Source organism: Geobacter sp. DSM 9736 (assembly GCF_900187405.1).
Taxonomy (GTDB): Bacteria; Desulfobacterota; Desulfuromonadia; order Geobacterales; family Geobacteraceae; genus DSM-9736.
The window spans coordinates 72814-96001 of sequence record NZ_LT896716.1 but is presented as its reverse complement, the minus strand read 5'-3'; the positions used below and the strand labels follow the sequence as shown (position 1 = coordinate 96001).

Annotated in this window: 28 protein-coding genes; 4 read left to right on the top strand and 24 right to left on the bottom strand. The window is 58.7% G+C overall.

Features of this window, described 5'->3' with window-relative positions:
- The first annotated feature begins 15 nt into the window (after positions 1-15).
- On the top strand, positions 16-825 hold the full coding sequence (gene proC, locus CFB04_RS00500) for a pyrroline-5-carboxylate reductase (protein WP_088536652.1): 810 nt from the start codon (positions 16-18) through the stop codon (positions 823-825).
- Between the two features lie 58 nt (positions 826-883).
- On the opposite strand, the gene CFB04_RS17980 is transcribed toward proC, so the two are convergent.
- From CFB04_RS17980 to CFB04_RS00465, 8 genes are all read right to left on the bottom strand, one after another.
- Entirely contained in the window at positions 884-1057 is a 174-nt protein-coding gene (locus tag CFB04_RS17980) for a hypothetical protein (RefSeq protein ID WP_172825409.1), read from the bottom strand.
- Between the two features lie 14 nt (positions 1058-1071).
- Complete coding sequence (locus CFB04_RS00495; protein WP_369833160.1) at positions 1072-1911, bottom strand: polysaccharide deacetylase family protein; 840 nt, start codon at positions 1909-1911, stop codon at positions 1072-1074.
- Between the two features lie 215 nt (positions 1912-2126).
- A complete protein-coding gene (locus CFB04_RS00490; protein ID WP_088533436.1) occupies positions 2127-2819 on the bottom strand; it encodes a YggS family pyridoxal phosphate-dependent enzyme in 693 nt (230 codons plus the stop codon).
- 73 nt (positions 2820-2892) lie between these two features.
- A complete protein-coding gene (locus CFB04_RS00485; RefSeq protein WP_088533435.1) occupies positions 2893-3309 on the bottom strand; it encodes a DUF2721 domain-containing protein in 417 nt (138 codons plus the stop codon).
- Positions 3310-3326: 17 nt separating this feature from the next.
- Positions 3327-4058, bottom strand: coding sequence for an MBL fold metallo-hydrolase (locus tag CFB04_RS00480; protein WP_088533434.1), 732 nt, complete (start codon positions 4056-4058; stop codon positions 3327-3329).
- 389 nt (positions 4059-4447) lie between these two features.
- Complete coding sequence (locus CFB04_RS00475) at positions 4448-5251, bottom strand: ABC transporter permease (protein ID WP_088533433.1); 804 nt, start codon at positions 5249-5251, stop codon at positions 4448-4450.
- The gene (locus CFB04_RS00470) at positions 5248-5988 is read right to left on the bottom strand and encodes an ABC transporter ATP-binding protein (RefSeq protein ID WP_088533432.1); all 741 of its coding nucleotides are present in this window, start codon (positions 5986-5988) and stop codon (positions 5248-5250) included. The genes CFB04_RS00475 and CFB04_RS00470 overlap by 4 nt, the downstream gene beginning before the upstream one ends.
- A 6-nt stretch (positions 5989-5994) precedes the next feature.
- The gene (locus CFB04_RS00465; protein ID WP_088533431.1) at positions 5995-6615 is read right to left on the bottom strand and encodes a LysE family translocator; all 621 of its coding nucleotides are present in this window, start codon (positions 6613-6615) and stop codon (positions 5995-5997) included.
- Between the two features lie 206 nt (positions 6616-6821).
- Here CFB04_RS00465 and CFB04_RS00460 point away from each other — a divergent pair, with 206 nt between their 5' ends.
- The gene (locus CFB04_RS00460; RefSeq protein WP_157698680.1) at positions 6822-8444 is read left to right on the top strand and encodes a methyl-accepting chemotaxis protein; all 1623 of its coding nucleotides are present in this window, start codon (positions 6822-6824) and stop codon (positions 8442-8444) included.
- Between the two features lie 28 nt (positions 8445-8472).
- Positions 8473-8709: a hypothetical protein gene (locus CFB04_RS00455; RefSeq protein WP_197692543.1), complete on the top strand. Its 237-nt coding sequence runs from the start codon at positions 8473-8475 to the stop codon at positions 8707-8709.
- 85 nt (positions 8710-8794) lie between these two features.
- Here CFB04_RS00455 and CFB04_RS00450 read toward each other — a convergent pair whose 3' ends face one another.
- The 7 genes from CFB04_RS00450 to amrS all read right to left on the bottom strand — a co-directional run bounded on the left by CFB04_RS00450 (position 8795) and on the right by amrS (position 14421).
- Positions 8795-9541 (bottom strand): hypothetical protein, encoded by a 747-nt coding sequence (locus CFB04_RS00450; RefSeq protein ID WP_088533429.1) that lies wholly within the window; start codon positions 9539-9541, stop codon positions 8795-8797.
- 145 nt (positions 9542-9686) lie between these two features.
- Positions 9687-10310, bottom strand: coding sequence for an HAD family hydrolase (locus CFB04_RS00445; protein WP_088533428.1), 624 nt, complete (start codon positions 10308-10310; stop codon positions 9687-9689).
- Between the two features lie 112 nt (positions 10311-10422).
- Positions 10423-10722, bottom strand: a complete 300-nt coding sequence (locus CFB04_RS00440) for an HNH endonuclease (protein ID WP_088533427.1) — start codon at positions 10720-10722, stop codon at positions 10423-10425.
- 31 nt (positions 10723-10753) lie between these two features.
- Entirely contained in the window at positions 10754-11203 is a 450-nt protein-coding gene (rnhA, locus tag CFB04_RS00435) for a ribonuclease HI (protein ID WP_088536649.1), read from the bottom strand.
- Positions 11187-11840 (bottom strand): 1-acyl-sn-glycerol-3-phosphate acyltransferase, encoded by a 654-nt coding sequence (locus tag CFB04_RS00430; RefSeq protein ID WP_088533426.1) that lies wholly within the window; start codon positions 11838-11840, stop codon positions 11187-11189. Before CFB04_RS00430 ends, rnhA begins: the two co-directional genes overlap by 17 nt.
- 53 nt (positions 11841-11893) lie before the next feature.
- On the bottom strand, positions 11894-13261 hold the full coding sequence (locus CFB04_RS00425) for an ATP-binding protein (RefSeq protein ID WP_088533425.1): 1368 nt from the start codon (positions 13259-13261) through the stop codon (positions 11894-11896).
- A gap of 146 nt (positions 13262-13407) precedes the next feature.
- Positions 13408-14421 carry an AmmeMemoRadiSam system radical SAM enzyme gene (gene amrS / locus CFB04_RS00420; RefSeq protein ID WP_088533424.1) on the bottom strand — a complete coding sequence of 338 codons (1014 nt, stop codon included), beginning with the start codon at positions 14419-14421 and terminating at the stop codon, positions 13408-13410.
- 225 nt (positions 14422-14646) lie between these two features.
- Here amrS and CFB04_RS17975 point away from each other — a divergent pair, with 225 nt between their 5' ends.
- Entirely contained in the window at positions 14647-14802 is a 156-nt protein-coding gene (locus tag CFB04_RS17975) for a hypothetical protein (protein WP_088533423.1), read from the top strand.
- 88 nt (positions 14803-14890) lie between these two features.
- Here CFB04_RS17975 and rodA read toward each other — a convergent pair whose 3' ends face one another.
- The 9 genes from rodA to CFB04_RS00370 form a co-directional block, all read right to left on the bottom strand.
- Complete coding sequence (gene rodA / locus CFB04_RS00410; RefSeq protein ID WP_088533422.1) at positions 14891-15991, bottom strand: rod shape-determining protein RodA; 1101 nt, start codon at positions 15989-15991, stop codon at positions 14891-14893.
- A gap of 2 nt (positions 15992-15993) precedes the next feature.
- Positions 15994-17832: a penicillin-binding protein 2 gene (mrdA, locus tag CFB04_RS00405; RefSeq protein ID WP_088533421.1), complete on the bottom strand. Its 1839-nt coding sequence runs from the start codon at positions 17830-17832 to the stop codon at positions 15994-15996.
- Positions 17833-17876: 44 nt separating this feature from the next.
- Complete coding sequence (gene mreD / locus CFB04_RS00400; RefSeq protein ID WP_088533420.1) at positions 17877-18365, bottom strand: rod shape-determining protein MreD; 489 nt, start codon at positions 18363-18365, stop codon at positions 17877-17879.
- Positions 18358-19128: a rod shape-determining protein MreC gene (mreC, locus tag CFB04_RS00395; RefSeq protein WP_231934292.1), complete on the bottom strand. Its 771-nt coding sequence runs from the start codon at positions 19126-19128 to the stop codon at positions 18358-18360. The genes mreD and mreC overlap by 8 nt, the downstream gene beginning before the upstream one ends.
- A 192-nt stretch (positions 19129-19320) precedes the next feature.
- Positions 19321-19809 (bottom strand): dTDP-4-dehydrorhamnose 3,5-epimerase family protein, encoded by a 489-nt coding sequence (locus tag CFB04_RS00390; protein WP_088533418.1) that lies wholly within the window; start codon positions 19807-19809, stop codon positions 19321-19323.
- Entirely contained in the window at positions 19806-20699 is an 894-nt protein-coding gene (gene rfbA, locus CFB04_RS00385; protein ID WP_088533417.1) for a glucose-1-phosphate thymidylyltransferase RfbA, read from the bottom strand. Before rfbA ends, CFB04_RS00390 begins: the two co-directional genes overlap by 4 nt.
- A gap of 70 nt (positions 20700-20769) precedes the next feature.
- Positions 20770-21342, bottom strand: coding sequence for a D-glycero-beta-D-manno-heptose 1,7-bisphosphate 7-phosphatase (gene gmhB, locus CFB04_RS00380; protein WP_088536648.1), 573 nt, complete (start codon positions 21340-21342; stop codon positions 20770-20772).
- 40 nt (positions 21343-21382) lie between these two features.
- Positions 21383-21952, bottom strand: a complete 570-nt coding sequence (locus CFB04_RS00375; RefSeq protein ID WP_088533416.1) for a D-sedoheptulose 7-phosphate isomerase — start codon at positions 21950-21952, stop codon at positions 21383-21385.
- Positions 21949-23043: a glycosyltransferase family 2 protein gene (locus CFB04_RS00370; RefSeq protein WP_088533415.1), complete on the bottom strand. Its 1095-nt coding sequence runs from the start codon at positions 23041-23043 to the stop codon at positions 21949-21951. The genes CFB04_RS00375 and CFB04_RS00370 overlap by 4 nt, the downstream gene beginning before the upstream one ends.
- Positions 23044-23188 lie beyond the last annotated feature (145 nt).

The following is a 23188-nucleotide window of genomic DNA, read 5'->3' as shown; positions in this document are numbered from 1 at the left end:
GTAATGGAGGGGCAGATGCTGAAAGGAACGAAGGTGGGGTTCATCGGCGGCGGCAACATGGCCGAGGCGCTCATAAAGGGGCTTCTGGCAGGAGGGGTGCCGGCAGAGCAGATACTGGTTTCGGAGCCGGCCGAAGAACGCCGCACGCTGCTGGGCGACCGGTACGGCGTCCGCACCACCGCGGAAAATGGCGCAGCGGCGAGAAGCTGCGACGTACTTGTCCTCGCGGTCAAGCCTCAGACGGCTGCATCGGTCCTAAAGGAGATATCTGGCCCCATAAGAAGGGAAACCCTCCTCATCTCAGTGATGGCCGGAGTTACGGCAGCGACGATGGAAGCAGCCCTTCCGGGCGCACGCGTCGTAAGGATAATGCCCAACACCCCCGCGCTCGTGCTGGAAGGAGCATCGGCCATCGCCGCGGGACGGCACGCTGCCCCGGAAGATATCCATCTGACGCGGGCTATTTTCGATCTTGTGGGGAAAACGTGGGTAGTGGAAGAAAAACTGCTGGATGCCGTCACGGGTCTCTCCGGCAGCGGCCCCGCCTATGTCATGGCTTTCATCGAGGCGCTTTCGGATGCGGGAGTGAAGCAGGGGCTTCCACGGGAGGTGGCGGCAGGACTGGCTGTGCAAACTGTTTTCGGAGCGGCGAAACTCCTGATCGAGACCCGGGAGCATCCGGCCAGCCTCAGGGAAAAGGTGACCTCTCCCGGCGGCACCACCATAGCCGGGCTCCATTCGCTGGAACGAGACGCGTTCCGCGGCACCGTGATGAACGCGGTTGAAGCTGCGACCGCCCGCTCGAAGGAACTCGGCAAAAGCTGACGTCCATCCTGACAGGACAAAAAAAGAGGCTCAGAAGGGTTACCTTCTGCGCCTCTTTCTACTTCTGCGTCCTGTTCAGCTTTTCATAAAGCTCGACCTGTTCAGCGAGGGAAAGCTTCCGCTTCGCGCAGGGGGCACGGCAAAGACGGCACCGGTCGTCGCCGCACCACTGGCAGAATGTGCAGTCGGGGCAGGGATGCTTCTTCCCCTCCCCTTCCGCTTCACCGGTCAACGTCTCTTCCCCGATCAGAATACCACGTCCCGTTTCAGGGCGGCGCCGCTTACGATCTGCGCAAAAGCCTTCCCCTGGTCGCTGTTGATTAGAAGGTAGCGCGGAAGTTTCATGATGTTGTCGGCAGGACCTGCATGGTGGGCCTGGATAGTGAAGGTGGCCACATAGCCGGCTGCGGCGGCCTTCTGCAGCAGGTAGTCGTCATGAATTCCGAAAGGCCAGGCGAGAAGATCCACCTTTCCTCCAAGTTGCTGCTCCAGCCGCTCCTTCGACTTCTTGAGCTGAGTGTTCACGGATTTCTCGAACTCCGCGGGCGTCATCTTCTTCCGGTCCTTCCTGAAGTTCGGGTGCCAGAAGGTATGGGACTGGATATCGAAAAGACCGGTCTTCTTCAGTTCACGCAGCTGTTCCCAGGTCATTGCATATTTGGCATTGGAGATAGCCGAGGGATACGTGAAGATCGTTACGGGGACGTTGTACTTCTTAACAAGCGGCAGCATGTCCGTGTAGACCGACTTGTGGGCATCATCCTCAACGATCACCACCGACTTCGGCGCAGGCGCGGGCCCCCTCTTCTGGTACCAATCGATAAGCTGGCGCAGCGGGATCACCTTGTAGCCGTTCTCCTTCAGATACTTCAGATGGCTCTCGAAGACGCTGGTCTTCATGGTCATGCCGTCGGCGACGGTCTGGCCGAAACGATGGTAGAGCAGGATCGGCACGCCTACTTCCTGCCGCACGGAGGGTGCAGGGGGCGGAGCGGGAGCTGCTTTTTTCGGAACCGATGCGACGGAAAGGGAAACTGCGACAACGGAAACAACAAGGGCGAGAACCAGCAGGTGCAGCTTCTTCAAGGTGAGAGGACCTCCGTGAATGGTATTGAGGCGCCAGTATAACAGAACGTATCCCGGCAGGGGAAGCCATTGATTCCGTCACCGCGCGGCGAGGAAATTATTTTGTGCCCATGTGAACGGAAGCTAGGCACAGAGGGCGCAGTCCCTAATGTTTTCGGCGAGTGGCGGAATTTTCCGCTCCACCACCCTCTGTGTCCTCTGCGGTGAAAACACCTTCAGCCGTAGTGCCGCTCCCCGAAAATCGCCGATCCCACCCGGACAAGCGTGGCCCCCTCTTCCACCGCCGCCTCGAAATCTCCGGACATCCCCATGGAAAGCTCCTTCATCTCCACACCGGGAATCTCCGCGGCGGCAACCTCCTCCGATAGAAGCCGCAGCTCCCGGAAATAGGGACGTGCCCCCTCCGGATCATCGAAAAAAGGGGGCATCGTCATGAGCCCCCTGATCCGCACGTTGGGCAACTGCGCCACCGCCCGGACCAGGTCGAGCAGCTCTCTCGTCGAAGTGCCGCTCTTGGTCGACTCCCGGGATATGTTCACCTGGATAAGGATGTCGGCCCGGCTGCCGAGCTTCCCCCACTGCCGGTCGATCTCCTGGGCGAGGGAGAGGCGGTCCACCGAATGGATAAGGTGCACGAGACCGGCGATCTGCCGGACCTTGTTCGACTGGAGCGACCCGATGAAGTGCCACTCTACCGCCTCCTTCACCTCCGCCGACTTGGCGACAAGCTCCTGAACGTAATTCTCCCCGAAAACTGACTGCCCTGCCCTCGCCGCTTCGATGACCGCCGCTGCAGGCTTGGTCTTGGAAACAGCCACCAGTCGAACCGCTTCCGGATTCCGTCCTCCCCTTTCAGCCGCGGCCTCTATACGACTCCTGATTGCAGCGAGATTTTCGCCTATCGACATTACTGCCCCCTTGGTGAAACATTTAAGCCCCCTCATCGACCGGTGAGGAGAATATCAGCCACGTCCCCGGCCGTCAAGAACCCCTTGCCTGCCGGCGTCCCGCCTTGTGCAGTTCCATGTCCCGCAGCTGCAGGTTGAGTGCATCGACAGACACCTGGATCTCCCGGGCCGAGAGGGCGAGGGAGACCATCATCAGCACGAGGCTCAGCCCGAAGGTAATCTGCCCGACCAGAACGTATCCAGCGAAGAGGACGAACATGCAGATCACGCACAGCAGCAGGCTCAGGACTCCGAAGGTCTGCATGTGGCGGATGAGCATCATCCGGTAGCGGAGGTTTCCGATCTGGGCGACGATAATCTCGTCAGGGTTTGCCTGGTAACGGTCGTGAAGGCTTCTGATGAGCGCGGCGATGGCGAGGAACCGGTTGGTGAAGGCGAGAAAGAGGAGCGATATCGTCGGAAAGAGGAGCGCCGGTGTGCTCAGGTCCATGGTTCGCTCCGAAGGGCTCAGCTCCGCTGAATCAGCATCTCCCGGTACATCCCGGAGAGTCGCCTCAGCGCGCTCGCGCCGTCACCGCTGAAAGAAGCTCCATGCATGAGGGCTAGAAATTCCGGCTTCAGCTCGGCAAGAATGAAGAGCGTCTTTTCCATAGACGGCGAGTAGAGAAGGGAATCATGGAGCGGCCCCGCCTCGAAATCAGCCAGGGCCCGCCTCGCAGGCCCCACCACATCGTCCTCGGTCAGCGCCCTGCAATCCCCCTTGTGCAGGAAGAGATCCGAACAGAAGAGGACCCGATGCGTATCCTCGAAAAGAAGGCTCGCATCCCAGCCGTGGGGGACATGGGGCGTCTCTAAAAAGCGGTACTGCCTCTGCCCGGTGGAGAAGGTCTCGCCGTCGGCAAGCACACGCGCCCGCCCCCCGATAAAATCATTGATGTTTACCAGCGCGCCGATTGCTCCGCAAACCGGTTCGGCATAGGGGGCGATTCCGCGCCACTCGTTTAGGGCACCGCATTCGTCCGACTCGAAGTGGCTGAAGCTTATCCAGCGGATCGTTCCCGGATCAAGGACGCGCGCCACCGCCCGGCTGACCTCCGGAAACATCCCCCGCAGCCCCGTATGGTAGAGGAGCGGCTCGTCATCAACCACGAGGAACTGGTTGAACTGAAGATCGATCTTGGCGATGTAGGTGGAGAATCGGAATACACCCGCGGCGATTTCGTCGATTTTGGTTTCCATGCATGCGCCTCCTTCTCCTCTTGAATTGTATCGGACAGAGGTGGCAACGCAAACGAAGTGGCGAGGGTAGGAAGAACGAAGAATGAGTGACGATCAGCGGCGCAAGATTCGCGATGATTCCGTCGTCGGCGACGACAGATGGCCCGCAGGCCTAGTACCATCTTGGGCATAAACAGCGCTACGTCGAGGAGCCTGAGGAGGAGCCGGCGGCGGAAGGGCGCGAATATGACGTCGCCTGCGAAGAGGAGTCTGAGAAGGAGCCTCCATACGAGGTTGTTCAAAAATAGCCAGGTCGTCGCACCCGCAGAAAGTCCCACGGAGGCGTAGCAGCGCTACGCCGCACACGGCGGCTTTCGAGGATGGCGGCGAGATGGCTGTTTTTCAACAACCTACGAGACGCTTTCGGCGCTGTAGCGTGCGATCAGTCCGGTGCGCACGGCATAGCGGTAGACTCCCCTGAAGGCGATGCAGGCGAGCAGGATGTAGAGGAGGGAGAGCCCTCCCCCCAGGATAAGGTTGCCAACGGGGTACGGCGTGCCGGAGATGATGGACCTCATACCCTCGAAGACATAGGACGGCGGCAGGAACCAGGCAATCACGCGCATCGGATGAGGCAGCGTTGCGAGGGGGTAGAAAACTCCAACGAAGGGCGTGATGAGCGCGGGGATCGGCCAGACGAACCACTCCGAAGCAGGCCCCAGCCTAAGCACCACCGCGCTGCTGAAGATGCCCAGAGCGATGCCGAACAGGAAAAGCACGAGGAGAAAAGGGACAATCATCATTCCGTAGACGAAGAAGGAGAGCCCGAAGACGGTCGTGGCAAGAAGCAGCATCACCGCAAGCCCCAGCGAGCTCGTGGCGATGCTGGTGGCGACGAGCCCCGTGAGGTACTCCCCCAGGGAGAGCGGAGAAGAGAATATGTTGAGGAAGTTCCGCGACCAGACATCTTCAAAAAAGGCGATGGTCACCCCCTGCATCACCCGCGTGAAGAAATCCCACAGGAGCACCGCCCCGAGAAAAACCGGGACGAAATTGAGCCCCGACGCACTGACAGTGTTGAGATATCTGGTAATAAATCCCCAGAGCACCATATCGATGGCCACCCACGCGAAGAGCGGGACAATCCGCGACATGCTTCCCCGCATCAGGTAGAACTGGCGCAACACAACGGCTGCGATGCGGACGAGGCTCATTGTTGCCCCTCCCCGAACGCCAGCGGCTCCCGCGCCACCGACACGAAAAGGTCTTCCAGCGTCTCCTCACCGTGCTCCGCCGGGAGCGTCTTCGGGTTACCCTGCAGTAGGATCTTCCCACGGGAGAGGAAGAGAACCCTGTCGCATACCGCCTCCACCTCATACATGTTGTGGGAGGTCCAGAGCACCGCCGCGTCTTCCCGTGACGAGAATTCGCGAATCTTGGTTCTTATCTCGCGGGCGGTGGCCGGATCGAGGGAGGCCGTCGGCTCGTCGAGAAGGAGGAGCTGCGGGCGGTTCAGCATTGCTTTTGCGAGTGAGACCCGGGTCTGCTCCCCCGAGGAGAGGAGGCCGCACTTCGTGTTCCTGAAGGGCCTCAGGTCGAACTGGTCCAGGAGGAGGTCGATCCGCCGGGAGAGCTCCTTAACCTGGTAGATCATCCCGAAGACCCGCAGGTTCTGGTAGACGGTGAGGTTCCCGGGAAGGGGCGCATAGACCGCAGCGAAATTGGTCCGCTGGAGCGCTCTGCAGCGGTTCGACGAGATGTCGAGCCCCCCGATACGGATGCTCCCCATGGTTGGCTCCAGGACACCCAGGATCATATTGATGGTGGTCGTCTTCCCCGCACCGTTGGGGCCGAGCAGCCCCACGATCTCCCCCCGTTCCACCTTGAACGAGATGCCGTCAACAGCAGGGGTGTCGCGGTAGCGCTTATGGAGATCGAGGACGGAGAGCACGGGGCCTCACCGCTGCGCCAAGGCGAGCCGGACCCCGAGGGAGGCGAAGACCCCCGCCGTGAGCCAGTCGAAGTAGCGGGCGATCCGGGGCTTGGCAAGGACTGCCCTTCCTAGGCTCCCCGAGAAGTACCCGATGAGGGAGAAGATTACTATCGCCTGCACCATGAAGATTGCACCGAGAAACATCATCTGGAGCGGGACGTTGCTCCCGCTGGGGGAGATGAACTGGGGGAGGAAGGCCAGGAAGAACATGCCGACCTTAGGGTTGAGGACGTTCATCACGAAGCCGCGCTTGAAGAGCTCCCCCACGGGTCGTGAATCGCTCTTGCCGAGCCCGATGGAGGAGCCCTCTTTCAGCGTCCTGAATGCGAGATAAAGGAGATAGGCAGCGCCGGCATACTTGACGATGTTGAAGGCAAGGAGGGACGAGTAGAGGATGGCCGAGATCCCGAATGCCGCGGCAGCGGTATGGATGCTGACGCCGCTGCACATCCCCAGCGCCGTCACGATGGCCGATTTTCTCCCGCGGGTGATCCCCAGCGTCATCACGAAGATGTTGTCGGGCCCCGGCGCCAGGGTGAGGGCGATGGAGGCCCCGAGGAAGTAGATAATTGTCGTTAGTTCCAAGCTTTTTCCTTTCTCTTGCCGGGCGTAATCTCATCCGCTAGATCCGCTGATTACCTATGTATCACAGACAGCGGCCATTGGAAATATCTCAGGATTTAAACTCTCAACTAGAGCGGACAACAACCGAAAAGACATGAAGTATGCGGAAAGAACAAGCCTCCCTCATGAACCTTCTGCAGGAAGCGCCAGCGTGCCCGGATCGGAAGATGCTGCGTCTGATCACTATCGGTGCAGGTTCTTTCCTTTTCACGGCCGGCGGCATTCTTCTTGTCGAAACTTCGGGAAACGCGTTTTCAACCGTGAAGCTCATTGCTGCATCGGCAGCCATCACGGCTGCGAACCTGGCGCTGTTCGGCCTCAGCATCGGGAAGAGATGGCTGAATTCCCCTCTGCTCGGCCTAAACCCGCCAGAGGAGGAAGCAAGGGGACCCCTTCTCCCCCCCGAACCTGCGGAGCTTACGCAACCGCCTCTTTCAGCGGAAGAGACGGAAGAGATTGCCGCCTCGGTTCGCAGTATCGCTTCCACGATACGACGTACCGCCGGCGCCCAATCAGTGCTGGTTGACGAGGTATCAGCCTCAGTCATGGAGATCAGCCGCTCCATCGGATCCATAGCGGAAGATGCGGATCAACTTCTCTCCTCGGCTGAAACGGCTTCCTCGGCTACACAGCAGATCTCGGCGACCATCAAGGAAGTCGCGACCACGACCGAATCCCTCGACACCGCCGCCGACACCATTCAGTCGGCGGTAAACCAGATTGCATCGTCCCTGAAGCAGGTAACCGCAAATCTCGTATTACTTGCGGAACTGACGGGTAGCGCCGGCTCATCGGCAGCCAGGATAGACAATGCCATAAAGGACATCAGCGATCATGCACGGGACCAGGCCGACATCGCGAGGGATGTGAAGGATACCGCCGCCACCTCCGGTCTTGATGCGGTAGAAAGCACCAAACAGGGGATGGAACGGATCAGGGAGGAAGTCTTTACCACCAACGCCTCCATAGAAAGCCTTTCATCCCGCTCCGAGCAGATAGGGGAGATCGTTGCAGTTATCAGGGACGTTGCTGACGAAACTAACCTTCTCGCATTGAATGCCACCATTCTTGCAGCTCAGTCGGGAGAACACGGAAAGGCCTTCGCCGTCATCGCGGACAAGATCCGCGCGCTGGCCAGGCGCTCCGCAGACTCGACCAAAGCCATCGGAGAGATAATACGGCAGGTGCAACGGGACATCCAGCGTGCAGGAAAATCAGTTAAACGAAGCATCGTGGAGGTGGACAACGGCGTTACCCTCTCGACCTCCGCAGCGAACGCACTCACCGAGATAGTGACCAAAGCCGAGACATCACTGGAGATGGCGCTGGAGGTGGAGGCAAGCATCGCCACCCAGAGCAAGAACGTCGAGCTCAATGCGAGCGCCATCCGAAATTTCGACCGGATGTCGGGGGATATAAAGAAAGCCGTAACGAAACAGAGTCAGTCGGCAGACGCCATCGTGCGGGGGGTGAAGGAGCTGCGAAGCGGGACCGCCTTCGTGAAGCAGACCATTTCGGAGCAGGCTATAACGAGTGAAAGCATCGCCGAGGTGGTGAACGAAGTCTTTCAGCGCTCACAGGTCATCGCCCATGGAAACAATGAGCAGTCACAAGTGGCGCAGTCGATGCTGGCAGCCCTCGCATCGGTGGAGGAGGAGGCTGGAACGACGCTCGCCCTCTGCGACGACCTCGAATCAGCCATCAGCGCCATGGAGCGGAAAGAAGCTCCCCGGTGCAAAGAAGAGGAAACACCTTGCGTCGAGCCGGAGGAGAGCTATTATTTAACGTAGCGCTTTATCCCGTTCGAGGAGGTGCCGGGTGACCAACGTGCACGTGCAGACCGGACAGGGCCGGAAGATTGAAGACAGGCCCACCGGCTTTACCATAGGCGACCGAAAATTCAAGGTGCAGGAAATCCTCGACCGGTGGGACGGAAAAGACGACTCCTACTTCAAGGTCCTGGCGGAAGATGGGATTATATACATCCTCAGGCACGACCTGGAAACGGACCAGTGGGAAGTGACTTTGATGGATGTAACCGCCGGGAGCTGCTAAGGCTCGACTAATTCGTTGAAGCTGGTTTGATATGCAGCAAGATTTCAGACTATTGCAATGGGGACTGCTCCTCCCTTTAATCAGCCTATTTTTTTGTGACCTCAGCTATTACCCATTTAGTTATCTTATTATAGTCACTCGTTGTAAGTATCACATCTATCGAGAAGGTTTCATTTCCCTTTCCTGAAACTGTTCCTGACAAATTTTTGATAATCAATGTCCCGCTGGAGCTATTCTCACCGTTAACCACCACAGTTACAGATGCCTGATTCAAGTCTGTATTCGAAACGTTAACCGTTAATGTTACTGTTGTGTTCGTTGCATCACTTGATTTTTTAGTGGATGTCACAGAGGCAGCAATACTACCGCTCGCATCGTGAACCGTCCCATCTGCCGGGGGTTTGTTTGTTGTGCTGTTACCGAAAACTCCGGCTTCCGTCGTAAAGCTGGTAAAGGTAGCTGTGAAGTCCTCGACACGAATTGTGGTAACGGTTGCCACCCCGATAGAGGCAGCCGAGGTGTGCCGGACCTTTAGCCACTGGCCAGCTGAAATCCTACCCGGCTCCTTTGTCCATGCGGAATAAGTCACATTGTCATTTGAGGTAGCCCATTCGCCGTTAAGGATACTGACGTCGGATCCGGTGGTGTTGTGGGACATCTGGACACCATCAGATTCGGTTACTGTATTTGTCTTCGTGTTTTTGCTGCCCAAAGTGAAAGCATTAGGGTCGCGAGTATCAGGAAACCACTCCACTCCACACCCACCGGCAAATATCAGAGTAAGGCATAAAGAAGCAGCAATCACTACGATACTATACTTCGTGAAGCTCATTCGGTTCTCCTTCTGAACACATAAACGAGTAGAACACTGCCGACGTGCGGCAGGCGAAATAGATAGCACCGTTGGCTTTAATGTTCAAATGCTTTTAATGCTCAGAAAGGTGAAACGGCTGCAGAGAAAGGGAAACGGAGGAGTATTAACCGAGAATTCGTATCAGATCCGCATGCCGATCGATACGCGCCACGGCCGGCAAATCGGCCTTGTATGCGACGAAGGGAACACCGGCAGCGGCGGCGGCCTGACGATCTACGTCGGAATCACCAACGAAGAGGGCCTGGCGGGCTTCGTAACCGTAGTGATCAAGAACTTTCAGAAGCGGCTCGGGGTGGGGCTTCGGGTTCTCCACCTTGGCGGCGGTCATGACGCAGCCGAAATAGCGGGTCAGGCCGAAGGAATCGAGGACCATGTCCATCGAGGTAGACCTGTTGGTGCAAACGGCAAGCTCGACCCTGGAGCGGAGCGCGTCGAGTGTTTCCCTGAACCCCTCCTCCATCTGCATGAGCGGCACCAGATCACGATAGTCGATGAGGCCGGCATGGCGTATCGCCTCCTGCCACTCCGCCGGGTCTACGAAGAAGTGAGCGAGAACCTCCCGGTGTGAGTAGGTATGGAGGATGCGCATGTGTTCCGCATTCTCCCGGTCCAGGTAAGGCTTTCCCATCATCTCCATGACCCGCTGGTAAAAGGAGAGGTTCGCCTCAAAGGAGTCGAACATGACCCCATCGCAATCGTAGATGATGAGTTTGCAGACTTCAGACATAGGTGCTCCAGTACTTTGATTCTTCCAAACGTCGGGAGCCGGCGGGATTCCTGAAGTTAAGGGAAGTACCACGCGGCAGCGGACGCTCGCCACTCCGACTCCCACCCACCCATCAATCCTGCTTCTTCGCCGACTCCAGGTACTCTTCCCACTCGATGGGGAGGAGGTACTTCTTCCTGCTGTTGCACTCCTTGCACGCAGGCACCACATTACCCTTAGTGCTCTTGCCTCCGCGAATGATAGGAACGATGTGGTCCATTGAGAGCTCGGCCTGCGGAAATTTCCTGCCGCAGTAATGGCAGATGCCCTGAGCGACACGGTTCTGCCACCAGCGGCTCTTGCGGAGTTCCCGAGCCTTATCCTTCTCCCGGCGAACATCCTGTTCGCTCACTTCTACAATGAAACCACTCATGATATCCCCGGCAGCCTCGCGCAGAGCCGGGCTACCGGTTTCCCTCCCTGAAAGCGGCTATCGCTCCCCGAGCCAGCTCATCGCACCGCTCGTTTTCGGCATGGCCGTTGTGCCCCCTGATCCAGGACCAGGTGATCCGGTGCACCGCCGCCAGCTGCAGCAAGCGTTCCCACAGGTCGCGGTTGAGTACAGGCTCCTTCTTGCTGCTCGTCCATCCCCTGCGCTGCCATCCGGCGATCCATTCGGTCATACCCTTCACCAGATACTGCGAATCGGTGACTATGGTGACATCGCATGGGCGTTTGAGCGACTCCAGTGCGCTGATGGCCCCCATCAGTTCCATCCTGTTGTTGGTGGTAAGCTCTTCGGCACCGGAAATCTCCTTTTCGGCGGTACCGCTCCGCAGAATCGCCCCATACCCGCCGACACCGGGATTTCCGCTGCAAGCGCCGTCACAGAATATCTCAACCTTCACCGCGATACGCTCCTTCCGCCTCAAGCAGCCGGGCGATGGCCTCCATTACGCGATCCACGATCAGCTGGTGGGTCTCCTTGCAGTCTTCCAGCCCCAAGAGGTCCGAGAAATCCAGAGGCCTGCCGAAGATCACAAGACCCTTCTGCCCGAGGCGCGGAAACTTCCAGCGGTTTAGCCCCACCAGCGCCGTTGGGATCACCACGGGGTGAGTGTCGTATATGATCTTGCCGACGCCGCGGTTTCCCTTCCCGAGGACGCCATCGGAATGACGTGTCCCTTCCGGAAAGAGCATCACCTTCTGATCGCGCAGAAGCTCGTTGATGGCCTTTCCGGCACGCACGTCCCTGCCGCGCTTCACCGGAAACGCCCCCCATGAGGAGTATAGAAGCCGCTGGACCGGCTTGCGGAAGAGCTCCTCCTTGGCCGGAGCCCAGAGCATCTGGAGCGGATGTTTCCTTATGACTGCCCAGGGAAGGAAGATGGTTTCGAATGCGGAGATATGGTTGGAGGCGAGGAGAACTCCCCCGGCGGGCGGGATGTTCTCTACTCCTTTCACACGGAAATCGTTGAGCAGCGATGCGTAGCAGCCGATCACCCAGGCGGAGAAGGTGACCCAGCAGCGGCGAAACAGCGAGACGTTCAAATCGTGGTACCTCGGGAGGGGGTTGGATAGAAGCCGGGCTGTTATAGCATTTTTCAGCCGTTAGCCGCAACCGGCAATGCGAAGGAACGAAGGGTGAAGCAGAACGTAGCGCCTTTACCCGGCTCCCCTTCCGCCCACACTTCCCCCCCATGGCGCTGCACGATTCGCTGCACCGTGGCCAGACCTACACCAGTACCCGGAAAATCTGCCGAAGAGTGCAATCGCTTGAAGGGTTTGAAGAGCTGGTCGGCGTCCTTCATGTCGAAGCCGGCACCGTTGTCCCGGACGAAATAGCAGGGGACGCCGTCACGCATTCCGGCGCCCAGTTCAACGCGGGGGGCGATGGCGTGGCTCGTATACTTCCACGCATTCCCCAGCAGGTTCTCCAGGAGCACGGTAAGCAGCTGCCGGTCTCCCATTGCCTGAAGGCCCTCCGGAAGTACGAATTCCACAGAGCGATCGCCGCCCGCCTGCAGATCAGCCGCAATTTCCAGTGCAATGGGCACCAGATCGACCTGCTCGACGGTCATTTCGCTGCTGGCCACCTGGGACAGGGAAAGAAGGGCCTCTATGAGCTCCTCCATATGCTCCGCAGCATCGCAGATGGTACGGACGAAAAACCTGCCGTTATCGTCCAGCACCCCTAGGTACGCCTCTTCCAGCGCCTGCCCTGCGGTATAGATTCGGGTAAGTGGGGTGCGCAGGTCATGTGATGCGGAGTAGCTGAAGGCTTCGAGCTCACGATTGGTGGCGGCCAGATTGAGGGCCTGGCGTTCCAGGTCACGGTTGAGCTTGCGTATCTCATCCTCTGCCTGCTTCCGGGGGGTGATATCGCGAATTGCCTCTATTCCCGCTACTATTTTCCCGGTTCGATCGCGCAGGGGGGAAGAGAGTATTTCCAGGAAGATGGTCGCCTCACCCTTCTCCAGCGATGCTTCATGGAAGTGCGGCTTTCCGTCCCGGAAGGTCTGCTCCAGGTGGCACTCGGGGCAGATCTCCGCGTTCCCGCGGTAGGCACGGTAACAATGCTCCCCCCGATGGTCTCCCATCAAATTGCGGTGTGCCGCATTCTGGTAGATTATCCGAAAGTCGGTATCCTGGACGCTTACCGGATCTACCATGGCATCGAGAATCGCGGTGACCTTCCCCTGCTCCTCTTCCGACCTGAGCCTCGCCTCTTCAAGCTCCCTCCGGCACCTCCGGGTCCTGACGGCCAGCCGCCATGCAACCGCGACCAAACCACCCTGCACAAGGAGCATCAGTGTCCGAAAACTACTCCCTCTCGCCAAAGGGAAGGCGTTGGGCTGATGCGAGAGCATTCCCGCCACCTCGACTGCCAGCAGGGAAAGCGTCACCACCATAAGGGCTGCAGGGAGAAGAAATTCTCCTTTTTTTGCCTGCTCTTCAATCTGTCCGCTCATAGACAGGCTGTCCCCTCCTCGCACCGCTACCACGAGGGTCCGTACGAAATAATCTTAGGCAGCAGCCAAGCCGCATCGCGCAGCACGACATCCACCATACCGGATATACATTTCGGGATATAGGGTTTTTTTCTAAAGAGAAGAGATCACTGCTCCACCCCCGGCAGAAGGGTTCCACACTGGGGGCATCTTCCTGCATCGAGCAGGTTTTCCCGGATGGTGTAGCCGTAACGCCTTATAAGGAGCCGGGAGCAGGAAGGACACCAGGTGTTTTCCCCTCCAGCTCCCGGCACGTTACCCTCATAGACGAACCGGAGCCCTGAGTCGAGCCCTATCTGCCTGGCGCGTCGCAGCGTCTCGATAGGGGTTCGAGGTTGATCGGTCAACTTGAAGGTGGGGTAGAACTGGGACACGTGCCAGGGAGTATCCGGCCCGACCCGCTGGGCGATGAACCTGGCAATGCCCGCAAGATCCTCGTCGGAGTCGTTCCAGTTCGGAATTATGAGAGTGGTGAGCTCGATCCATATCCCCAGCCGCTTGTATTCGAGGATTGATTCCAGGACTTGGTCGAGCATCGCATGGACGACCTCCCGGTAAAACCGCTCCGAAAACCCTTTAAGATCGATATTGGCTGCATCGAGATAGGGAGCTATGGCGGAAAGGGCCTCGGGAGTGATGTAGCCGTTGGTGACAAAGATGTTTCGCAGTCCGGCCCGCCGGGCAAGGATGGCGATGTCGTACGCATACTCGAAGAAGATGGTGGGCTCGGTATAGGTATAGGAGATTGAACGGCAGCCGGCAGCTACCGCACGGCGCACCGCCTCCTCTGGGGTGAGATCGTTTCCTGCGATCCGCAGCCGTTCCCCCTCGGGCTGGGAGATGGAGTAGTTCTGGCAGTGGAGGCAGCGGAAATTGCATCCGACGGTGGCAATCGAATAGGTGAGGCTTCCCGGCTGGAAATGGTAAAGCGGCTTCTTTTCCACCGGGTCGACATGCTCCGCCACCGCTTTGCCGTACACGAGCGAGAAAAGGGTCCCTTTTCTGTTCTCCCGAACAGCACAAATCCCCCGGTGACCGTCGGCAATGAGGCAACGGAACCGGCAGAGCCCGCAACGGACCTTCCCTTCCCCGACCTTCTCGTAAAAGCTCGCTTCCTTCATGGCCGCCTCCGAATCGTCGCATCCACAGGGCACCTGAATGTACCGGCATTATAGCAGACGGGAGAAACGGGGCAAGAATCGGAGAAGAGCCGCCGTGGCGGACGCCGGGGTGTAAACCGTAACGTAAACTGTTGTTTTAGCAATATATTTTAACCATTTACCCCTTGCGGACATCAAGACACATCAACTATAGTGAAGGTGAAGAGAACAGGAAAGGAGGACGTTATGAAATGTCCCGTATGCTGCAGCACCACAGGCATCGGCATAGACATGCATTCCGACGGATATGCTGATAATCTGCTGGAATGCAGCGACTGTGAAGCGGTATGGCTCGTGACCGCAGAGGATGGAATCCTTCTGCTGGACAAAAAGGTCGCCTGAGCAACCTGACTCCGTTCGGGGAAAAAAGCCGAAAGAAAAAGCCGGGGCAGCCCGGCTTTTCTTTTGTATCACCCGTCATGGGGAGCAGTTAAAACATGAACCTTCTCATCCGTATATTCAGCAACATTCCCACCCCCACCATCGAAGTCACCATGGATGTCCCCCCGTAGGAGAAGAATGGGAGCGGCACCCCCACCACGGGGAAGAGTCCGATGACCATCCCGATATTGATGACGGTGTGCCAGAAGAGCATCGCGGTAACGCCCACGGCCACGAGACTTCCGAAGCGGTCGTTGCAGCGGTCGGCGATCTGCAGCCCCCAGAGAATGAGGAGCATGTAGAGAACCAGAAGCACGAGGCAGCCGGCGAACCCCCATTCCTCCGCAAAAACCGAGAATGCGAAGTCGGTATGCTGCTCCGGAAGAAAGCGGAGCTGTGACTGTGTCCCCTGCATGTACCCCTTCCCCAGCAGCCCTCCGGAGCCCACCGCGATCTTGCTCTGAATGATGTGGTAGCCGCTGCCGAGGGGATCGTGCTCCGGATCGATGAAGTTCAGTATCCGCTTCTTCTGGTACTCCCTCAGCAGATGGTGCCATCCGACGTAGAGCACGGGCAGGATTGCCATAAAGACAGCCAGCACCGTCTTCCACCGCAACCCCACGTACAGAAGCATGGAACAGGCCACAAGAATTACGAGAATCGCTGTTCCGAGGTCAGGCTGCTTCATGATCAGCAGGGCCGGAGCCCCAAGGAGCATGAGCGGCTGCATCAGGCCTCTGAGGGTGAGGCCCTGGAAAACAGGGTTGTAAGTAAAGAAACGAGCGAAGGTTATGATGATGACGATCTTCATCGGCTCCGACGGCTGGATGGTGACAAACCCGAGATCCAGCCACCGCGTAGCCCCCATGGAGGTCTTCCCTATTACAAGGACTCCCACCAGGAGCAGAACGAGCAGGCCGTAAAACCAGTAGGCCACATCCTCGAAGAGGTGATAGTCGATGCTGCACACCGCCGTCACAAGCGTAAGCCCGGCGAGTATCCAATAGATCTGCTTCAAGGCATAGGGAGTCCCGACCATCTTGTATGAGGCGGAGGCGCTGGCTATGTTTATGACCCCGATGGTCACGATGGTGAGCACGAGGCCGAAGAGGGTCCAGTCGAAATTTGTGAAAAGTCGTCTATCGATCATCGTCATTCTTCCTCGGTGGGGGCAGCATCATCCTCAGCATCGGCTTCAGCTTCCTCAGCCGGCTTCTGCGGCTTTTTTATGATACCTTTCTCCTGGAAATAGGCACGAAGAGCAGCTCCGGCAATGGGAGCCGCTGCTGAGCCCCCGTGCTCGCCATGCTCGACCACGACCGCCACCGCCACCTCGGGTTTATCGTACGGAGCGAAGGCGACAAAGAGAGCATGGTCACGGAACTGGTACGGGATCCCCCCCTTGCTGTCCCGCAGCTTGACGACCTGTGACGTCCCCGTTTTCCCCGCCACCTTCACTTCGTAAAGCCTGGCTGCGCCGCCGGTGCCGCGGGGCTCGTTCACCACCGCCAGAAGACCTTCCTTGACGAGTTCCACATTCCGCGGATTCATAGGCGCCCGTCCGGCTACCTCCGGCTTGAATTCCTTCAGCACCTTACCGTCCCGGTCAAGAACCTTTTTCACGAGAAATGGCTTGTAGATCGTTCCGCCGTTGGCAACTGTCGAAATCATCGAAGCCAGCTGCAGAGGGGTCGTGAGCGTGTATCCCTGACCGATGGCCACAGGCAGCGTCTCGCCCCGATACCACTTCTCCTTGAACCGCTTCTCTTTCCAGGCCGCATCCGGAATCAGCCCCCCTTTTTCATGCTCCAGCCCTATGTTGAGCGGCTTTCCAAGATTGAACTTTCGGGCATAGGCGGCGATCCGGTCGACGCCGAGCCTCTCCCCAAGCTGGTAGAAGTAGACATCGCACGACATCTGGAGCGCCTTTTTCAGGTTGACGGTGCCGTGCCCTTTCCGCTCCCAGCATCTGAACTTCCGGTTGCCGAACTGGTAGGAGCCGTTGCAATATACAGAGGTGTGCTGGTCGATCAGCCCTTCTTCGAGGCCGGCGAGAGCGGTCACTATCTTATATGTCGAGCCTGGAGGGTATTGCCCACGCAGGGCCTTGTTTTCCAGTGGGCGTCGCTTGTCGTCCAGGTACTCCTTCCACTGCTCCGGCGAGATCTTGCCGGTGAAGACTGCCGGATCGAAGGTAGGAGCGCTTGCGAAGGCAAGGACCTCGCCCGTGTTGACATCGAGCATGACGGCAGCCCCGGCCTTCTCCCCGAAGGCGTTCTCTATGGCTTTTTGCAGCTCCTGATCGATGGTGAGCATGACGCTGTTGCCGATGGTCGGGGGGCGTTCGTTGAGCGTACGCAGGTAACGCCCACGCGCATCTACCTCGATCTGCCGCCCGCCATCCTCTCCATGCAGTTCCTGTTCGAGGCTCCGCTCAATGCCGCTCTTGCCGATGTAATCTCCCGGTTTGTAGTCAGAAAATTCCTCCTTCTCCATCTCCCGCTCCGATATCTCCCCCAGGTATCCGAGAAGATGCGCGGCAAGCTGCCCATTGGGGTACTCCCGGACAGGCTTCATGGCGATTTCTATGCCCGGCAGCCTGAGCCGGTTCTCCTCCAGGTATTCCAGCTGGTCCCGTGAAATGTTCGACGCGATGATGATGGGGAAGTACTTGGCGCGCCCTTTCCCCTTTTCCCACTTGGCGAGGATCTCTTCCCTGGCGATGTCGAGCACGCCGGAGATGCTGTCGACCAATCCCTCCCTGTCCTTGACGTCCTGAGGCACCACCCCGACGCTGAAAGATGGGGAATTGTTGACGAGCACCTTGCCGTTGCGATCCAGGATGGCTCCGCGGGACGCAGCAACCGGGACGAGCCTGAGCCTGTTCGTCTCCGACAGCTCCTGCATCTTGTCCACCTCGATCACCTGCAGGAACCAGAGTCGGGTGAGCAGGAGGAAAAGTGCAGTTGCCACTGCCAGCGACAGACCCATGACGCGATTTCTTGGTTCGCCGTTATTCAGAAAGCGTTGCTCGCTCACCGGTGTTTCTCCAGAAAGGGAAAGAGGGGGAAAGAGACCATGACGGAGGCAGCCAGGGCGCTGACGAGTCCCTGAGGGACCAGCGCGTAGAAGATGGAGGCATATATGCCCGGTGCAGCCGAAAACATCGAAAGAAGTAGAATCTGCAACAGCCCTGTGACGACCGTGGCTATGAACACCATCAGAATGACGAGCCGGGAGCTGTCCGCGTAGACACGGTCGGCAACGCTTTTGAGAAAGAGATAGACAAGCAGGTAGCAGAAGCCGTGCAGGCCCAGGTAGATCCCGCTGAAGGAGTCCTGAATGAGTCCGAGGAGGAGAACGAGCGTCCAGTCTGCGCGCCCCCCCCCACGCAGCCCGAGGTAGACGACGAAAACGATCAGCAGGTTCGGCTGAAACGGGTCCGCGACCCAACGAGGAAGCAGCGTAACCTGCAAAAGGAGTGCTGCCGTAAGAATAACAACTAGCTTCAGTGCTTTAATCATTGCCGGTATGGAGGAGCACGAGCACCTCCTCAAGTCTGATCAGGTTCACGGCGGGACGGATGTCGATCGTTTGAAAAATCCCGTAATCACCTTTTTTTACCATCGTCACTTCACCTACCGCCAATCCCTTGGGGAACACTCCCCCTATACCGGAGGTAACCACCATATCTCCCACCTTGACGTCATCATCGCGGACGGTGAACGCCAGCGTGCAGCGGCCTCCACCGGCCCCCTTCACGACTCCGCGGGCCCGGGATCGCTGAACGACGGCAGCAACGCCACTCGCATAATCAGTCATGAGGAGTACCCGTGAACTTCCCGCCCCGACTTTGGCAACCTGTCCGACGACTCCTTCAGCAGCCACCACCGGCATCCCCTCGCGGATTCCGTCCTTCTCCCCACGGTTGATAAGCAGCGTCTTGTACCATGCCGAACCGTCATCCCCGATCACCGAGGCAGCTATCGAAGGAGCATCCAGCGAACCCCTCAGATCGAGAAGCCTTTGCAGCCTTGTGTTTGCATTGAGGGCTTCCTGAGCGGCAATCATCCGGGAATTTAGGAGCTTCACGCTATCCCGTAGCTGCTTGTTTTCCTGCCTTACGTTTACCAGATCGATGTAGTTGCTCCATACGCCGGTTACTGCGTCGCTGACACTGCTCACCGTCTCCGCGAAGGGGGAAACGAGGCTCAGCATGGTCCGCTCGAAGGGGGTCGCGTGTGATTTTGCGCGAAGGTTCAGGGAGTAAAAGATGAGGACAGCCATACATAGCGCTCCCACCCCCAGATGAACACGGTATTTTTTAAGAATCGCCCACATTAACGCACCCGGAAACGGTAAAGGGAGGCAATAAAGCCTCCCCGATCACATCATTGACAATGTACACCATTATGAAAACAGGTATCGACCTTGGCCGACACCACCTTCGCATCCCTATGGCCATGGCAAGTCAAGGGGTCAATCAAGGAGGAACACCGACCCCGCCGACTCCTCATGGCGGATCTCGTCGACGGGCGATCTCTTCCCCTCCCCCGCGTACAGACGGTTCGGGGCGTTGAAGACTATGCCGTTATCGATGCCGACGTTCTTGTATGCGTGAACCACACCGGGAGGGACGATCAGCATGAGCGGGCTGTCGGCGCCGCCATAGATGGTCTGTCGTATTCCGCAGGAGGGTGAGTCGGCCCGGGAGTCCCAGAGGTAGACCTTGAAGTTCGAAGGGCCTATGAAGCAGAAGTAGTCGGTTTGCTCCGCATGCTCGTGGGGCCCGCGCGCCACTCCGGGCTGGGTCATCGAAACGTATGCCATGACCGGAACGATGTCCTGGGCAACCTCATCCGTCCTGAAAAGCTCCGCCAGCCACCCCCGCTCGTCAATGAACTTGGTCAGCGGCTTGATGACGACATCGTGGATTTTACCCTTTTTGAATTCGCAAAGTACACTCAAATTTTCCCTCCGCACAACTCCATTTCATTGTACACGCGCTGCAGATACTCCCTGTATGCCGAGTTGGGAGTATCGGCGATAACGGCGGCCATCTTCTCGCAATCGATGAACCCCATACGCAGGGCCACCTCTTCGAGACAGGCGATCTTGAGCCCCTGCCGTGCCTCCAGCGTGCCGATGAAATGGCTCGCCTCCAGCAGGCTCTGGTGCGTGCCCGTATCGAGCCACGCTATGCCCCGGCCGAGTTTCACCACGCTGAGTTCCCCGCGGCGCAGATACTCCAGGTTGACATCGGTGATTTCCAGTTCACCCCGGGGGGAGGGCTTGAGGTTGCGGGCGATATCCACCACCTTGCTGTCATAGAGGTAGAGGCCGGGAACCGCATAATGCGTCTTAGGCCTGGCCGGCTTTTCCTCGATGCCCACAGCCTTACCCTCGGCATCGAATTCGACCACTCCGTACCGCTCCGGGTCCTGGACATAATAACCGAAGATCGTCGCGCCGGAGCCGAACCCGGCAGCAGCGCGGTCGAGCTCCATCTTCCCGTAGAAGATGTTGTCTCCCAGGATAAGACAAACCGGGTCGCCGTCTATGAAATCCTCTCCCACAAGGAAAGCCTGTGCTATTCCCTTGGGCTCGGCCTGGACGCGGTACGTCAGGCGGACGCCCCAACGGGAACCATCGCCGAGAAGGGACTGAAACCGAGGAGTATCCTGCGGAGTGGAAATGATGAGGATGTCGTTGATCCCCGCCATCATGAGGGTTGCCAGGGGGTAATAAATCATCGGCTTGTCGTATACCGGCTGAAGCTGCTTGCTGGCGACAAGGGTCAGCGGGTAGAGCCTGCTGCCGGCGCCGCCGGCGAGTATGATACCTTTGGTAATACCCATGTCCTCGTTTCCTCTCACAGATAAATGAGATGCTCTTATCACATCGGAACGAACCGCGTCAAACCGTAAGCTACGATTCCAGGGAAAGCTCGGCGAGTATCGAGCGCGCCGCCGACATCAGGTCGTCACACACCGTCACCCCCTCCGGCACACTGGGGGCCGCCTTGTCGCCGTACCCGGTCCTGACCAGCAGCGTACGGCAACCGGCCTGGAGTCCCGCCTCCACGTCGGAAAGCTTGTCACCCACCATGAAAGAGCGCCGCAGATCGAGGTCGAGATCGCACGCAGCCTGCTCCAGCATGCCCGGCAACGGCTTGCGGCACGAGCAGTCAACCCTGTAGTCGCCGACGGCGTGCTCGGGATGATGGGGACAGAAGTAATAGGCGTCTATGGAGGCTCCGACAGGAGCGAGCTCCGTGTCGAGATAGCGGTGCAGATCGGCCAGCGCCTCCTCGTCGTAGTATCCCCGGCCGATACCCGACTGATTGGTCACCACCACCACCACCAGCCCGGCCTCCTTGAGAAGCCGTATCGCCTCGGGCGCCCCGGGGATGAACTCGAAGTCTTCGGCGCGGTGCACGTAATCGGTATCGACATTTATGGTGCCGTCCCGGTCAAGGAAAACTGCGCGTTTCGTTCGCATCTCTTTCATCGTGATTCCCGTGCCGCTGAAGTGGGCTCCCTCAGCTGAAAAGCCGACGTTCCACAAGGTCGCAGACGATATGGATCAGGGTGATGTGCCCCTCCTGTATCCGCGGCGTGTCGTCGCTGGGTATGGTGAGGTCGATGTCAACGATGTCCCGGATGGTACCCCCGTCTCTGCCGAGGAGGCCTGCGGTGCGGCACCCCATTCCGGCAGCGAGGGTAAGGGCGGAATGGACGTTTCCCGACGTGCCGCTTGTGGAGATGCCGATCACCACATCCCCGGGGGAAGCCAGTGCTTCCACCTGCCGCCGAAAAATGGACTCGAACCCGTAATCGTTTCCAAGGGCCGTCAGGATCGAGGAGTCCGTCGTAAGGGCCACGGCCGGCAGCGCGCGCCGCTCCATCTTGAACCGCCCTACGATCTCCGCCGCCAGGTGCTGGGCGTCGGCCGCCGATCCGCCGTTCCCCATCACAAGCACCTTTTTCCCACTTCCAAGAGCATCCGCCATCATATCCACCAATGCGGCGACCTTCTCCACGAGTTCCTTTTCGATCAAGCTCATCACCGCCTGATGGGCGCGGAGCTGCGACAGTATCTCTGACGTCATGCAAATCCTCCGGTTTCAGTAACCTGCTGCACATCGTCCCGAGCGGTCAGCGGCCGGAACCGTTCAGCCTCGGCAGCACGAACAAGCTCCTCGAAACGGGAAAAAGGTATCGCCTCCGGTTCCCCCGGAAAGGGTATACCGTCCACCCCGGTCACCGCCGTAGTGCGGGAGTAGGCTTGGCGAACAGCTGCCAGAAGCTTCTGGGCCCCCCCTGCGGTGAAGAGGCGAGGCAACTGTTCCATACGGATGTTTTCGTGAACCCGACTCATCCCCATCTCGGAGAGCCGCCGGGAGAGCTTCGCCGATACGAGGAGCGTCACGCGATGCCCCTGCCGCGCGGCTGCCAGAAACAGGTCGAGCCTCTGCTGAATGCTTTCCTGGGTTACCTCGCCAGGAAAGTGAATACAGAACGAGGAATCATCTTCCCATCTCTCCCGGTATAGCATGGCACTGCGCCGGACGACCTCCTCCCGTTTCGAGGGGGAGCCGAGCGTCGCCTCCGGGCTGCGAAATACAACGCTCGTCCCTATCGTGAAGGCAAGAAAACCTTCGCGGTGAGCTCGGCGGGCATAGTCACGGGCACACCACACGGCTGCATCCAGCCCCTCGTCGAGCCCACCAGCCCGCTCGTACAGCTCTCTCCTGAGAACCATGGCATCGATGGAAGCCTCTGAGGCCTCCATTGCGGGGGAGCAATTCGCAGGCATCCTCTTTTCCGATGCTCCCTCCGGAAGCAGAAGGGGCATGAGAACGCCGGCATCCGGATGGGAGCGGGCGAATTCGAGGATAGGAGGAAGCCACCCCTTGCCGACCCGGCAGATGTTGCGCACCAGCCCGAGGAAAGGGGCTTCCGCGCGTGACAGCCCGAGGTTTATTGCAGGCACGAGCCCTATATTGGAGTTGGTGCGAACGAGGAGCGCGCGGTGATCGAGGGCATCCGCTACCTCGTGGAGAAGGCGCTCGGTTTCACGGTCACAGGCATTATCGATGAAAATGAAGCGGGCGCCGGGAGAATGTTCGACGAGGCTCACGAGGCAGGATCGCGTTTCAACCGGCCGGTTCCAGACCGGAACGACGATGTCTATCTCCATTAGGAAGTCCGAAGGTATGGGGATGAGCTTTAAAAGAGGCGATGACGCAAGGTCTCCGCTAAAGCTGGTTTCGCGTGGACAGGCCTTCTCCGCGAGTCGCCTTGCTCACTAGGCTGCGGCGAAGGGGGAGAAAACTCTGAAGCAA